Annotated in this window: 12 protein-coding genes; 6 read left to right on the top strand and 6 right to left on the bottom strand. The window is 71.8% G+C overall.

Annotated elements, in window-relative coordinates; genetic code table 11:
- Positions 1-8: 8 nt before the first annotated feature.
- Both ACX114_RS09930 and ACX114_RS09925 read right to left on the bottom strand, forming a co-directional pair.
- The gene (locus tag ACX114_RS09930; protein WP_459296998.1) at positions 9-1,187 is read right to left on the bottom strand and encodes a class I SAM-dependent rRNA methyltransferase; all 1,179 of its coding nucleotides are present in this window, start codon (positions 1,185-1,187) and stop codon (positions 9-11) included.
- 8 nt (positions 1,188-1,195) lie between these two features.
- On the bottom strand, positions 1,196-2,455 hold the full coding sequence (locus ACX114_RS09925) for a metallopeptidase family protein (protein ID WP_459296996.1): 1,260 nt from the start codon (positions 2,453-2,455) through the stop codon (positions 1,196-1,198).
- 105 nt (positions 2,456-2,560) lie between these two features.
- Between ACX114_RS09925 and ACX114_RS09920 the strand changes: the two genes are divergently transcribed.
- Positions 2,561-3,142: a Maf family protein gene (locus tag ACX114_RS09920; protein WP_459296994.1), complete on the top strand. Its 582-nt coding sequence runs from the start codon at positions 2,561-2,563 to the stop codon at positions 3,140-3,142.
- Here the strand turns inward: ACX114_RS09920 and ACX114_RS09915 are convergent.
- The gene (locus tag ACX114_RS09915) at positions 3,139-4,104 is read right to left on the bottom strand and encodes a hypothetical protein (RefSeq protein ID WP_459296992.1); all 966 of its coding nucleotides are present in this window, start codon (positions 4,102-4,104) and stop codon (positions 3,139-3,141) included. The genes ACX114_RS09920 and ACX114_RS09915 overlap by 4 nt on opposite strands.
- A 366-nt stretch (positions 4,105-4,470) precedes the next feature.
- On the opposite strand from ACX114_RS09915, the gene ACX114_RS09910 reads away from it, so the two are divergent.
- A complete protein-coding gene (locus tag ACX114_RS09910) occupies positions 4,471-4,719 on the top strand; it encodes a hypothetical protein (RefSeq protein ID WP_014394842.1) in 249 nt (82 codons plus the stop codon).
- Between the two features lie 354 nt (positions 4,720-5,073).
- Here ACX114_RS09910 and ACX114_RS09905 read toward each other — a convergent pair whose 3' ends face one another.
- Positions 5,074-6,543, bottom strand: coding sequence for a TolB family protein (locus ACX114_RS09905; protein WP_459296990.1), 1,470 nt, complete (start codon positions 6,541-6,543; stop codon positions 5,074-5,076).
- Positions 6,544-6,683: 140 nt separating this feature from the next.
- Between ACX114_RS09905 and ACX114_RS09900 the strand changes: the two genes are divergently transcribed.
- Positions 6,684-7,481, top strand: coding sequence for a TatD family hydrolase (locus ACX114_RS09900; RefSeq protein ID WP_459296988.1), 798 nt, complete (start codon positions 6,684-6,686; stop codon positions 7,479-7,481).
- A gap of 29 nt (positions 7,482-7,510) precedes the next feature.
- Positions 7,511-8,410: a tRNA threonylcarbamoyladenosine dehydratase gene (locus tag ACX114_RS09895; RefSeq protein ID WP_459296986.1), complete on the top strand. Its 900-nt coding sequence runs from the start codon at positions 7,511-7,513 to the stop codon at positions 8,408-8,410.
- Positions 8,411-8,416: 6 nt separating this feature from the next.
- On the opposite strand, the gene ACX114_RS09890 is transcribed toward ACX114_RS09895, so the two are convergent.
- A complete protein-coding gene (locus ACX114_RS09890; protein WP_459296984.1) occupies positions 8,417-9,382 on the bottom strand; it encodes a PD-(D/E)XK nuclease family protein in 966 nt (321 codons plus the stop codon).
- A 143-nt stretch (positions 9,383-9,525) separates the two neighbouring features.
- Here ACX114_RS09890 and mutY point away from each other — a divergent pair, with 143 nt between their 5' ends.
- Positions 9,526-10,713, top strand: coding sequence for an A/G-specific adenine glycosylase (gene mutY / locus ACX114_RS09885; RefSeq protein ID WP_459296982.1), 1,188 nt, complete (start codon positions 9,526-9,528; stop codon positions 10,711-10,713).
- Between the two features lie 246 nt (positions 10,714-10,959).
- The gene (locus tag ACX114_RS09880) at positions 10,960-11,202 is read left to right on the top strand and encodes a DUF2934 domain-containing protein (RefSeq protein ID WP_459296980.1); all 243 of its coding nucleotides are present in this window, start codon (positions 10,960-10,962) and stop codon (positions 11,200-11,202) included.
- Positions 11,203-11,229: 27 nt separating this feature from the next.
- Here the strand turns inward: ACX114_RS09880 and ACX114_RS09875 are convergent, their stop codons facing one another.
- Positions 11,230-12,324: a uroporphyrinogen decarboxylase/cobalamine-independent methonine synthase family protein gene (locus ACX114_RS09875; protein WP_459296978.1), complete on the bottom strand. Its 1,095-nt coding sequence runs from the start codon at positions 12,322-12,324 to the stop codon at positions 11,230-11,232.
- Positions 12,325-12,330: the final 6 nt, after the last annotated feature.

Here is a 12,330-nt window from a genome sequence, read left to right as displayed (position 1 = left end):
GCCCTGCCTTAGAGGGCGCGCACGTAGAGGGCCTTGAGGTACTCCGTCTCCGCGAGGCCCGCGAGCACCGGGTGGTCCAGGCCGGCGCCCCGCCGCTCCAGGATCTGCACCGGGCGCTTCGCGTCCGCGGCGGCGTCCAGGACCATGGACTCGAAGCCCTGCCGGTCCAGCTTCCCCGAGCACGAGCACGTGACGAGCAGGCCGTCCGGCTTGAGGCAGCGCAGGGCGCGCAGGTTGAGCTCGTGGTAGGCGCGCAGCGCGGTGGCCAGGCCCTCGCGGCGCTTGGCCAGGCCGGGCGGGTCCAGGACGATGGTGTCGAAGCGGCGGCCCTCCTGGTCGAAGCGGCGCAGCACGTCGAACGCGTTGGCGTTCTCCACCTTCACGTTGGCGCGGCCGTTGGCCTCCGCGTTCGTCTGGATGCGGGCAGAGGCCTTCGCGTCCTGCTCCACCGCGAGCACCGACGTGCAGTGCCTCGCGAGCGCGAGCGCGAAGCCGCCGTGGTAGCTGAAGCAGTCCAGCGCCTCACCCCGGCCCAGCTCGCCCGCGCGCAGGTGGTTGTCCACCTGGTCCAGGAACGCGCCCGTCTTCATGTCGCCCAGGAGGTCCACGTCGAAGCGGTTGTCGCCCTCGTGGTAGGTGAAGCGCGCGGCGCCCTCGCCGTGCAGCAGGCGCACCTCGCGGGGCAGGCTCTCGAAGTCGCGGCCGGAGGCGTCGTCGCGGCACACCACGTGGCTCGCGCCCGTCCGCGCCACCAGCGCTTTCGCGAGCATCTCCTTGCGCGCGTCCATGCCCTCCGACAGCGTCTGCACGGTGAGGCCCTGGCCGTAGCGGTCCACGAAGAAGCCGGGGAGCAGGTCCGCCTCTCCGTGCACCAGGCGCAGGCCGTCCCGCCCCGGCAGCACGGCGCGGCGGGCGAGCGCGGCCTCCAGGCGGCGGATGAAGAAGGCGTCGTCCACCTTCTCCTCATTCGGCCCCTTGCGCGTGAGCAGCCGCAGGGCGAGCGGGGAGCGGCGGGCGTAGAGCGCCTGGCCGATGGGGTTTCCTTGCGGATCCACCACCGCCACCACCGCGCCCGGCGTGTCGGTGGCGGGGGCGTCGGTGAGCTCCGTGCGGTACACCCAGGGGGTGCCGCGACGCAGCGTCTTGGCGCCCTTGAGGCTGACCCGGGCGGTGGGAAGGGAAGGCATGTGGGGGCTCACTCCAGGCCGCGCGCGGCCAGTTCCTCGTCGTCTTCCCCGCGCAGATGCCCGATTTCATGCAGCAGTGTCACGCGAATCTGTTCGCGCAGCTCTTCGGGCGTGCGCACCGCGCGGGCCAGGTTGCGCCGGTAGAGGGCCACCGAGCGGCAGGGCGTCTCCGAGCCGTCACACGGCTCCTGGAGGGAGGGCCCTCTGAAAAGGCCCAGGATGGTGGGCGACAGGGGCGGCTGGTTGGCGAGCAGGTCGTCCTCGGAGGGAATCTCCTCCGTGGCCACCGGCACGCCCTCCAGGTCGCGGCGCATGTCCTCGGGCAGGTCCGCCAGCGCGCGCGTCACCTGGGCCTTGAACTCGTCCGCGGACGGCAGGGGCGGCGGGGGGAAGTCCTCGGGCTCCAGCGCGCGGGCCTTCTGGAAGTGGTCCTCCGCCCTGGCCCACTGGCCCTCGCGCTCCAGCAGCAGGCCCAGGTGCTGGTGCGCGTGCGCCGCGCGGTCCTTGTCCTTCAGGAGCGACGCGAAGGCGGCCTTCGCCTCGCGGAAGCGGCACAGCTCGAAGAGGGCCAGGGCCTTCTCGTACTTCGCCTCGGCGTTGCCCGGCTCGCGGGCGAGCACGATGGCGGCGCGGTCCAACGCCTGCTCCGCCTGCCCCAGGTCGTTGAAGGCCATGGCGGCCACCAGCGCCAGCGGCGGCACGAGCTCCGGGGGCGTGGAGGGCTGGGACAGGCCGCGCTCGGCGTAGAGGGCGCCCAGCTCGTCGCGCTCGCGCGTGGAGGGCAGTTGCACCGCGTACAGGTGCGCGGCGCCCAGCAGCGCGTCCGCGTCCCCCGGGTCGATGGCCAGCGCGCGGGCGTAGGCGAGCTGGGCCTCCGGCTCGCGGTCGAGCGCGGCCAGCGCGGCGCCCCGTTCCGCGTGGGCGGCGGAGAGGTCCGGCTCCAGCGCGGCGGCCTGCGCGGCGCAGGAGAGCGCCTCTTCGTAGTGGCCGGCGTCGTAGTAGTCGCGGGCCGCGTCCAGGGGGGCTCCGCCCTTCGCGTCGCACACCGCCAGCGGGTGCACCTCCGCCACCGCGTCGTCCGGGCGCTTCACGGCGACGTGGGCACCCGCGTCCCCGGGGCCTTCCGCGACCGCGCCCGTGCCCGCGTCGGCCGCCACGGCGGTGGTGGCCGTGCCCGCATCCGTGCCCGCGTCGGCGTTCGCCGGAGGGGGCCGTTTACAGGAGGCGAGCAGGAGGAGACAGACAGCGAGCAGACCGCGCCGCGACATGGGCGGGGAGGCTAAGGCATCCGCCCCATGCACAGGAAGCGGGGACGTGCCTGCCCGCCTGAGGGGTCCCATCCCCTTCCCGGCTGCATTACCCTCCGGCCTCCCATGAGAGAACTCATCCTGGCGTCCACCTCCAGCGCGCGACGGGTCCTGATGGACGGGCTGGGCGTGCCCTACCGCACCGAAGCCCCCAACGTGGACGAGCAAGTCCCCGCCGACCTGCCCGCCGACGAGGCCGTGCGGATGCTCGCCGTGCGCAAGGCCCGCGCGGTGCAGGAGCGCCACCCGGAGGCCTGGGTGCTGGGCGCGGATCAACTGGTGGAGGTGGGCCACAGCGTGCTGGGCAAGCCCCAGGACCGGGACGCGGCGCGCGCGCAGCTCACGCGCCTCCTGGGGAACACCCACGTCATCCACACCGCCGTGTGCCTGCTGGGGCCGGGCGGCCACCACTCCGAGACGGTGGAGGACACGCGCCTCACGTTCTTCCCCGTCCCGGCGGAGGAGCTGGAGCGCTACCTGGACACCGGCGAGTGGGAGGGCTGCGCGGGCAGCTACCGCGTGGAGGGCCGCGGACAGGCGCTGCTCCAGAAGCTGGAGGGTGACCGCACCAACGTGCAGGGGTTGCCCATGCTGTCGGTGGTGCGGCTCTTGCGGCAGGCGGGCTTCGACCTCTTCGCCCGCCGCTAGGCTCCCGCGCTGGACAGCTCCGCGAGGATCTCCTGGTACGCGGCCCGGGCCTTATCGGCCTGGTCCGCCTTGAAGCTCGCCGCGGCCACCACCGGATGGCCACCCCCACCGTAGCGGCCGGCGATGGCGGACAGGTCGTGCTTGCGCGTCTCCGGCTTCCACGGGTTGGAGCCCAGCGAGACCTTGGCGCGCGACGCGCCCTTGCCCACCCACAGCGTGTAGCGCGCGTCCGGATAGAGCGCGTACGCGATGAACTTGTTGAGGCTGTCCACGCCCTCGTCCACCAGGTCGAAGAAGACGACGCCGTTCTCGTACCGGGCCTTCTCACGCACCAGGTCGATGTTGCGCTGGTGCTTGAAGAGCAGCGGCGCCAGCGGGGCGGCGATGAGGGGCGACGCGGCGATGTCCGCCAGCGACTCCGTCTGCATGCGCCGGATGACCTCCGGGATGAGCGTGTCGTCCTTCGTGGCCTCCAGCACCGTCATGATGCGCAGCGCGGGCTCCTCCAGCGCCACCGCCATCTGGGGGCTGGGGAACTGCGCGCCGTCGATGATCTCCGCCCAGTGCAGCAGGTCCTTCAGCGGGGACGCGTCCCAGCCGAAGCGCTCGCGCGCCACGTCCGCCAGGTACAGCGTGCAGCTCTTGCGATGCGGGTCGTGGAACTTCCTGCCGCTGGTGTCGCGCTGGAAGTGGGGCTCGTCGCCGGGCTGCTGGAAGGCGGAGGCGTGGTGGTCGAACCACCAGGTGAGCCGCGCGTCCTGGCTGTAACGGAAGTCGACGATGACGTTCTCGTCGCCGGTGAAGACGGCCGGGTCGATGCCCTCCGCCCCCGGCTTGTGGGCCAGCCCCCGGTAGCTGAACGTCGCGTCCGCGCGCACGCGCTCCCGGTAGAAGCGGGTGAAGACCGCGGCGCTGGCCGCGCCGTCGAAACAGTTGTCGTGGAAGAGGACCTGGACTCGCATGGGCGCCCGCCCTCTACCCCAAAGCCCGGCCCCGTCCCAACCGCACCGTGGTTGCCTGCCCGCAGGGGCTGTGGCCAGGGGGTGACACTCGACCCAGCCCTGTCGTCGCACGACCTCAGCCAGGTGCGCGGCATTGAACGATGCGTGGAAATCGCCGCACTGGATGAACGAAAAACTCGACAGAACGAGGAACGACCCTGAAGGGCTGAAAAAAGGAAGGCCTGCCCGCCCCTCGGAAACCCGCTACCGGCAAGGAAAACCCCTGGATTCTGGGACCTGACGGGGAGGCTGAGCCCTGGCACCTCGCCTGCATGGTGTCAGACCGACGAGGTACTCACCCGCGAGTCGGCAGTGGCGGGAGGAACCATGGCGAAGCGGACCGCAGGCAAGACGAAGGGTGGCACGGTGCGGCGGCAGGGTCGGCGGGTGATGCCCGCGCTGCGTCGCACGGCGAAGCGCGCGCGGGTGGCGGCCCAGAAGGCCCAGCTCACCGTGGGCGAGGTCATCGCGGCGGCGTTCGACACGGCGGGCGGAGAGATGAGCGGCGTGCTGGAGCTCGTCACCTCCCCGCAGATGACCCGCGCGCTGGGCCGCCGCATCGTCGTCGTGGGCTGAAGAGCGTTCGCATCCCGGCCCACTTGAGCCCAGGCCGTGCTCCGCTGAAACGGAGTGCGCGGGCGCGCCAGCCGTCGCGACACGGCTGTCAGTCTTCCTCCACCAGGTGCCGCGTTTCGCGTGAGCGCGGGTGGAGCCCTTCTCCCCTCCTTCTTCGTCCTGGAACCTGGATCCGCTGGACCCGGAGGTGGATCCGCGCGCGGGTTCATCAAGACCCGGCACTGCCCGCGTTCGTCACTTCGCGCGAGGTGGGTGGCGCGCTTCGCACCTGAAACACGACGGCCCGTGCTCCCTTGAGAAACGGGAAACACGGGCCGGGAAGCCCCGGAGTCCGGGGCTTGGGACGGCTTGCGACTAGCGGGGCTGCCAGCGCGGGCGGTGGTCGTCACCCTCGCTCGTCAGCACCGTGTACGTGTCCTTGGGGTGCTCGATGAGCGTGCCGGCCGCGGCGCCGGTGGCCGGGTCGATGGGCTGCACCTTGAGCGCGCCGCCCAGGATGTAGGCCACGAAGCGGCCGTCCGGGGAGAACGAGGGCAGCGTGGCGTTGTCGGCGAGCTTCACCGCGGCGCCCTCCACCGCGCCCGTGGTGGTGTTCACGCGCTGCAGGAAGATGACGTTGCCCGGCGTGGTCCCGCACAGCGTCGCGGCGGCGTTGCCGCACAGAGTGGCCGCGCCAGCGACGTTCTGGTAGTAGGCGCGCACGTACGCCACCCAGCTGCCATCCGGCGCCCAGTTCGGGTTCGCGATGTACGACTCCAGGGTGCCGCCCGTGACGGCGTCGGAGGTCTTGCCCGCGAGCAGCGTGGGCGTGCCGCCGCCCGTCACCGGCAGCGAGTACAGCTTGAGCACCGGCGTCGCGTCCGTGCCGAAGGTCACGGTCTCGCTCTCGGGGTTGGCCAGGAAGAGCAGCTGCGAGGTGACGCGGTTGTAGTGCGGCTGCTCACCCGTGGTGGGCGAACCCGCCAGCGGGGCCGGCGCGCCGCCGCCCGTGGAGACGTAGATGCCGTTGCCCGCGGCGCTGTACGCGTAGCCCGTGCCGTCCGGCGCCCAGTCCGGGAAGGTGCCGTTCTGGGTGGCCTGCGTGGGCGTGCCGCCCGTCGCCGGGATGGTGGAGATGCCCGTGCTGCCGCGCACCCAGGCGATGAGGTTGCCCGGCTCCCACTCCATGTAGCGGATGCGCGCGTTGCCGGCGGCCGTGCCCGTGGTCAGCACGGTGGGCGCGGCGGCCGTGAGCGGCAGCGGGCGCACCGCGAGCTCACCCGCGGCGGCGGTGACGTCACCCTGCACGAAGGCCACCTGGGTGCCGCCCGGGCCGAAGCGCGGGTAGGCGCTGGCGACGCCGTCGGCGCTGAGCGACGTCATGCCCGGCACGTCGTACTCCGCCACGATCGCGCGCGTGCCGCCGTCGGAGCCCGTCACGGCGATGTGGAGCGACTGGCAGGTGGCGGCCTCGCAGCGCAGGCCCGCCATGCAGTCCGTGGACGCGGTGCACGCGCCACCCTTGGCCACGTTCATGCCCGCGTCGGTGCCGGCGTCCACTTCCGTCCCGGCGTCCTCGGTGCCGGCGTCCACTTCCGTCCCGGCGTCCTCGGTGCCGGCGTCGACCTCCGTGCCCGCGTCCTCTTCCGTGCCCGCGTCCTCTTCAGGCTGGGGCGTGAGGTTCTGCAGCTCGCACTTGTTGTCCGCGTTGCAGACCCACTCCTGTCCCGCCGGAGGGGCGCCCTTGTCACGGCAGTCGAACTGGTCGACGCACTCGTCGCCACAGCCCGTGCCCAGCACCGTCAGCGCCCCGAACAACGCCCCCAACACCACTCGCTTGGTCATTTCCACGCCTCCACAATCGCGATGGATCCAAAAGTCAGGGGGCGCGTCATAGCTTCGCGTTCACGGGAGCCGGGCTGCCTTGAAGGGCCTCGCATCCGGGGCTGTCAGTGATTGAACGGGTCTGGGAAGAAGGGTGCTCAATGATCGACACGCACTGCCATCTGGACGCCTCGCGCTTCGACCCGGACCGCGACGGCGTTGTCGCGCGCGCCTGGGCCGCGGGCCTTCACGGCATCCTCATCCCCGCGGTGGGCCCGGACACGTGGGAGCCCCTGCTCGCGCTGCCGCGAAGGGAGCCTCGCATCCAGGTGGGGCTGGGCATCCATCCCCAGTTCCTGCCGGACCTGCCGCCGGAGGATGACGGCGCGCACCTGGAGCGGCTGGACGCGCTCTTGTCCCAGGGCGGCGCGGTGGCGGTGGGCGAGTGCGGCCTGGACGGCCCGTCCCTGCCTGGCGCCCCGCTGGAGCGGCAACTGGCGGTGCTGCGCGGGCACCTGGCCCTGGCGCGCAAGCACGGGCTGCCGGTGCTGATGCACTGCCACCGGCTGCATCCGGCGCTGATGGAGTTCCTGAAGGCGGAAGCGTGGCCGGAGGCCGGCATCCTGATGCACAGCTACAGCGGCGGCGCGGAGCTGGCGCGCTTCTACATCCAGAAGGGCTGCCACTTCTCCTTCGCGGGCCCGGTGACGTGGGCGGAGGCGCGCAAGCCGCTGGACGCCCTGCGCGTGATTCCGGCGGACCGGCTGGTGGCGGAGACGGACTCGCCGGACCAGGCGCCCACGCCCTTCCGGGGGCAGCGCTCCGAACCCGGCTACCTGCCCCACATCCTCGCGGGCATGGCGCAGGTGCTGGGGGAGCCGGTGGAGGCGCTCGCCGAGCGGACGACCGAGAATGCCCGGCGCCTGTTCCGGGAAGCTTTCCCCTCCCCTTCGCGGTAGGCGAGCGTCGCGTGATAGAGGAGCCCTTCATGAACCCGCAGCCCGCCCCCACCCCCACCGCCGAGACCGAGGCGCCCCCCGTCTCCCCGGCCGCTTCGAACACCGTCGCGCCGGAAGCGTCGCTGGCGAAGCCCTTCAAGCTGTCGCGCCGCTTCGACCGCACGGCGCGCCTCCTGGGCGACAACGCCATGGAGCGGCTGGCCAACGCGCACGTGGTGGTGTTCGGCCTGGGCGGCGTGGGCAGCTTCACCGCGGAGGGCCTGGTGCGCAGCGGCGTGGGCCGCCTCACGCTGGTGGACCATGACGACGTGTGCGTCACCAACACCAACCGCCAGCTGCACGCGACGGTGAAGTCCGTGGGCAAGTCGAAGGCGGAGCTGATGGCCCAGCGCTGCCAGGAGATCAACCCGCAGGCGAAGGTGGAGGCCCTGCGCGAGTTCTACCGCGAGGAGCTGGCGGAGACGCTGCTGCCCGCGGGCAGGTACGACTTCGTGGTGGACGCCATCGACAACGTGAAGGCGAAGCTGCACCTGTTGCACCGGTGCGTGACGCTGGGCCTGCCGGTGGTCAGCTCCATGGGCGCGGCGGGACGCCTGGACCCCACGGCCATCCGCGTGGAGGACCTGAGCGAGACGCACATGGACCCGTTCGCCAAGGACATCCGCAAGCTGCTCAAGCGCAAGTACGGCGTGGAGACGGAGCGCCACACGGGCATCACCGCCGTGTACTCCATCGAGACGCGCCGGCAGCCGGTGCCGCTCAACTACGACGACGCGACCGACGGCTTCCTGTGCGTCTGCCCGCAGGACAACGAGTTCCACACCTGCGACCACCGCACGCAGATTGACGGCAGCGTGGCGTTCGTCACCTCCGCCTTCGGCATGAACGCCGCGGGCGTGGTGGTGCGCCGGCTCGCCTCCGCGCGGTAGCGCGCCTCAGGCGACTCGGGGCCGGGCCTGCGTCACCGCGGGCTCCCGGCCGCACGGACGGCGGAAGACGCAGCGGGCGCAGACGTCCAGGTTCCCCGTCTGCGGGAAGGCCTCCGGCTCCTTCGGCGTGTTGGTGCCAGGGTCCTTGAGCAGCGCGCGCATCCCCTCCACGCTCCGGGCGAAGTGCTGGCGGAAGGAGTCCATGGCGGACGGATCCACCGTCACGTCGTGCTCCAGCCCCTCGTTGAGGTACACGAGCGACGCGCGCACCTTCTCCAGCGGGTAGCGGTAGCGCTGCGCGATGTAGAGCGCGTAGCCCAGCACCTGCTCGTCGTAGCCCTCGCGCGAGCGGCCCGTCTTCCAGTCCACCACCACGACGGAGCCCTCGGCGTCCACGTAGGCGAAGTCCGGGATGGCGAAGGTCTTCACCCCGTCCATGACGAAGTGGGCGAAGTCGAAGCCCGCGTCCACCTCCAGCCACTGGGCGGGCTTGAGCCCCTTCGCGACGGTGGGCCAGCGCGACTGGAAGAACCAGGTCAGCGCGTTGCGCACCGTTTCGAAGTTCTGCTTCCAGGCCTCGTTGGGGATCTCTTCCGCGTACTCGTGCTCCGCGAGGCCGGTGAAGGGCTTGCGGTACTTCGTGGTCCAGTAGGCCTTGGAGCGCGAGTGCCGGAAGTCGTCCTGCATCAGCTTGTGCGTGCGGGCCTCCACCTTCGCGGGGTCCACGTCACGGCCGGCGCGCCAGTCCAGCAGCACGTCCTTGAGGGCCTCGTGCACGATGCTGCCCGCCCAGGTGTAGCGGTTGTGCAGCTTCTTGAGGACGTAGAGCTCGCGCACGTCCCTGGCCGCCTCCGCCTCCCAGCCGCCCCAGGAGCGGTAGTAGTAGAGGTAGTAGGCCCGGAGGCATTCGGAGAACTTCTCGTGGCGGCTCTTGGACCAGGAGAAGTCGTTGGTGATGGGAGGGCGGGCCATGGACGCGGGGCATCCTATAGACGATCGCCCGCCTCGCCAGAAGAGGGACGGGCGGCCGGACAACCGCCCCCTGCCGTCGGTAAAAACGCCGGGTGCGCCCGACCGTACAGGTATGGTGCCGCGCCACCCCCGCGAAGAATCACATGAGCCCACGCAAGCGCACCGACAGCGCGGCACTCCCCGCCCCCGTCTCCCCTGAACGCCACGCCACCATTCATGGTCCGCTGCTCTCCTGGTACGACCGGAACAAGCGCGACCTGCCCTGGCGCCGCACGCGCGACCCGTACGCCATCTGGCTCAGCGAGGTCATGCTCCAGCAGACGCAGGTGTCCACGGTCATCCCGTACTGGGAGCGTTTCCTCGCGCGCTTTCCCACGGTGAAGGCCCTGGCCTCCGCGCCCCTGGATGACGTGCTCTCCGGATGGAAGGGGCTGGGCTACTACTCGCGCGCGCGCAACCTGCACCGGGCCGCGCAAGAGGTGGTGGAGCGCTTCGGCGGGAAGCTCCCGTCCACGGCGGAGGAGCTGCTCACCCTGCCCGGCTTCGGGCGCTACACCGCCGGGGCCGTGGCCTCCATCGCCTTTGGCGAGGAGGCGCCCATCGTGGACGGCAACGTGGCCCGCGTGCTGTCGCGCCTCTTCGAGGTGGAGGGCCTGCCCGGAGACCGCGACCGCGAGGCCACGCTCTGGGCGCTGGCCTCCGCGCTGGTGAAGGGCCCGCGGCCCGGAGACTTCAACCAGGCGCTGATGGAGCACGGCGCCACGGTGTGCCGGCCGGAGTCCCCGCTGTGCCTCTTGTGCCCCGTGCGCGACGCGTGCATCGCGTTCAAGCAGGGCCGCGTGGACGAGCTGCCTCCAGCCAAGGTGCGCGCCGCGCCCCGCAAGCTGTTCCTGGCGCTGGCCGTGTGGCCGCACGCGGGCACGCTCCTCTTCGCGCGTCGCGCGGACAAGGGTCTCTTCGGCGGCCTGTGGGAGCTGCCCGCCGTGGAGGTGGAGGAGGACACGTCCGAGGTGGAGGCGACGGAGCGGCTGGCCACGACGCTGGGCACGCCGCTCACGCTGGAGGGCACGCTGGACAGCGTGCGCCGGCAGCTCACCCACCGCGACCTCACGCTGCGGCTGTTGCGTGTGACGGGCGACAAGCGCCCCACGCAGTCCACCGCGTTCCAGGAGCTGCGCTGGTGCACGCCCCAGGAGGCGGAGGCGCTGGGCATGAGCACCGCGATGCAGCGCGCGCTCGACGCGGCGCTGGGGCACGGGGTGATGGGCGGTGAGGCCACGCCCATGAAGAAGGCGTCAGGCCGGAGCGCGAAGAAGACGGCCGGCCGCTGAGCCCCCCCGGGCTTCGCGGCGGCGCCCGGGTGGCGGCCAGCCGATGAAGCGCCCGCCGGGCTTCAACTCCTGGACCGCGCGTCCGGGCGTATTCCGCTGGTGGATTTTCCGAGCGGAATGGCCCGTTGGTCCCTCAACACTTCGCGACCTGGGATGTCGCTCCGGCAACCCCGTACGCCTTGGGTCTCTTCCGCGATTCAGGGGCGCGGCCGAAGCTTCAGGTCGCCTTTTCCAGGAGGAAGCCCCATGGCCCGTCAGAACGCGCAGAAGTCGCAACCGAACCCGGCCCCCAAGGCCGCTCCGGAGCGGACCGAGGACAAGAAGCCGGTGGCCACGGCGAGCGCGTCCACGAACAGGACCGCCGCGCCCACGCAGGAGCAGATCGCCCGCCGCGCCTACGAGATCTTCCAGGCCCGGGGCGGCACGCACGGCAACCCCGAGCAGGACTGGCACCAGGCGGAGCGCGAGCTGCGGCTCGGCCGTCAGTAGTCCGCCGTAACCGCCGCCCGCGCGTCTTCAGTGCGCGGGCGGAAGTCCCTGGAGGGCCGGACGCTCGGACTCCAGCGCCCGCTTCAGCCGGCGCTGGGCCTGCTTCAGCTCCTCCAGGATGCGCTCGGCGTCCATCACCGAGCGCATCGCCAGCCCGCACGCGGGCGTCAGCAGCACCGTGGACAGCGCGCGTGAGAAGCCGATGTCGTTGGGCAGCGCCGCCTTCAACGACGCCTCCACCGAGTCCGACAGCTCCTCCACCGAGTACGTGGACGCCAGGTCCGTGGGGATGACGCCCAGGCTCAGCGTGGCGCCGGAGTCCAGGAAGCGCTTGAGCGCGTCCGTCTCCTCCAGCATCGCGTCCAGCGACAGCCGCACGTCCAGCGAGACCAGGTCCGCCTGCGCGTCCAGCAGCACGCCCCAGTCCGTGTTGCCGCAGCAGTGGATCCCCACGAGCGCGCCCTCGCGTTGCAGCGCCACCACCAGCAGCCGCAGCTCCTGCTGGGCCAACAGGTGCTGAGGGTTCATCCGCACGTAGGCGTAGAGGCCGGGCTCATCCAGGTAGAACAGGGGCGTTGTGCCCGTGCGCTTGAGGGCGCGCACCATGGCCAGCGCGCGCACCATCACCAGCCGGTACAGCGCCGCGTCCAGGTCCGGCACCGCCAGCACCGGCTCGCCCGTGGCGGTGCGCACCACGGAGCGCACCGTGAAGGGACCGGACAGCTGCGCCTTCGCGAAGGCCAGCTTGCGGTGCTCCACCTCCCAGAGGAACGGCTTCCACGCGCGGCACGCATCCGCGGTGGGCTCGAAGGACTCCAGGTCCCCGGAGGCGAGCGCCGCCTCCAGCCGCTTCTCGAAGGCCTCGCGCCCCGCGCTCCACGCGTCCACGTCCACCGTGCAGACGCCGTCCTCGTCGAAGCGCAGGCCCGGCAGGCCCTCCAGCGCGGCGGGGATCATCAGCTCGGACGGATGGCCCACCGGCAACTGCGGCAGGAACGGGATGTCCATGGCGAGCGCGGCTTGCAGACCCAGTTCCACCTGGGTGTGCGGCAGGCTGCCAATGCCCGTCGTGGCACACGCGGGCAGGAGCTGGACGGCGCGACGGATGGTGGGCGAAGGCATGCGGGG

It is taken from the genome of Corallococcus sp. M7 (assembly GCF_054512695.1).
Note: the sequence above shows the minus strand (reverse complement) of the source record. Positions and strands in the feature narration are given on the sequence as shown.

Coding starts and splice junctions, on each gene's coding strand:
- ACX114_RS09910 (WP_014394842.1), top strand. CDS start 4,471: ATGGCGAAGCGGACCGCAGGCAAGACGAAGGGTGGCACGGTGCGGCGG.
- ACX114_RS09880 (WP_459296980.1), top strand. CDS start 10,960: ATGGCCCGTCAGAACGCGCAGAAGTCGCAACCGAACCCGGCCCCCAAG.
- ACX114_RS09925 (WP_459296996.1), bottom strand. CDS start 2,455: ATGTCGCGGCGCGGTCTGCTCGCTGTCTGTCTCCTCCTGCTCGCCTCC.
- mutY (WP_459296982.1), top strand. CDS start 9,526: ATGAGCCCACGCAAGCGCACCGACAGCGCGGCACTCCCCGCCCCCGTC.
- ACX114_RS09900 (WP_459296988.1), top strand. CDS start 6,684: ATGATCGACACGCACTGCCATCTGGACGCCTCGCGCTTCGACCCGGAC.
- ACX114_RS09875 (WP_459296978.1), bottom strand. CDS start 12,324: ATGCCTTCGCCCACCATCCGTCGCGCCGTCCAGCTCCTGCCCGCGTGT.
- ACX114_RS09895 (WP_459296986.1), top strand. CDS start 7,511: ATGAACCCGCAGCCCGCCCCCACCCCCACCGCCGAGACCGAGGCGCCC.
- ACX114_RS09890 (WP_459296984.1), bottom strand. CDS start 9,382: ATGGCCCGCCCTCCCATCACCAACGACTTCTCCTGGTCCAAGAGCCGC.
- ACX114_RS09915 (WP_459296992.1), bottom strand. CDS start 4,104: ATGCGAGTCCAGGTCCTCTTCCACGACAACTGTTTCGACGGCGCGGCC.
- ACX114_RS09905 (WP_459296990.1), bottom strand. CDS start 6,543: ATGACCAAGCGAGTGGTGTTGGGGGCGTTGTTCGGGGCGCTGACGGTG.
- ACX114_RS09930 (WP_459296998.1), bottom strand. CDS start 1,187: ATGCCTTCCCTTCCCACCGCCCGGGTCAGCCTCAAGGGCGCCAAGACG.
- ACX114_RS09920 (WP_459296994.1), top strand. CDS start 2,561: ATGAGAGAACTCATCCTGGCGTCCACCTCCAGCGCGCGACGGGTCCTG.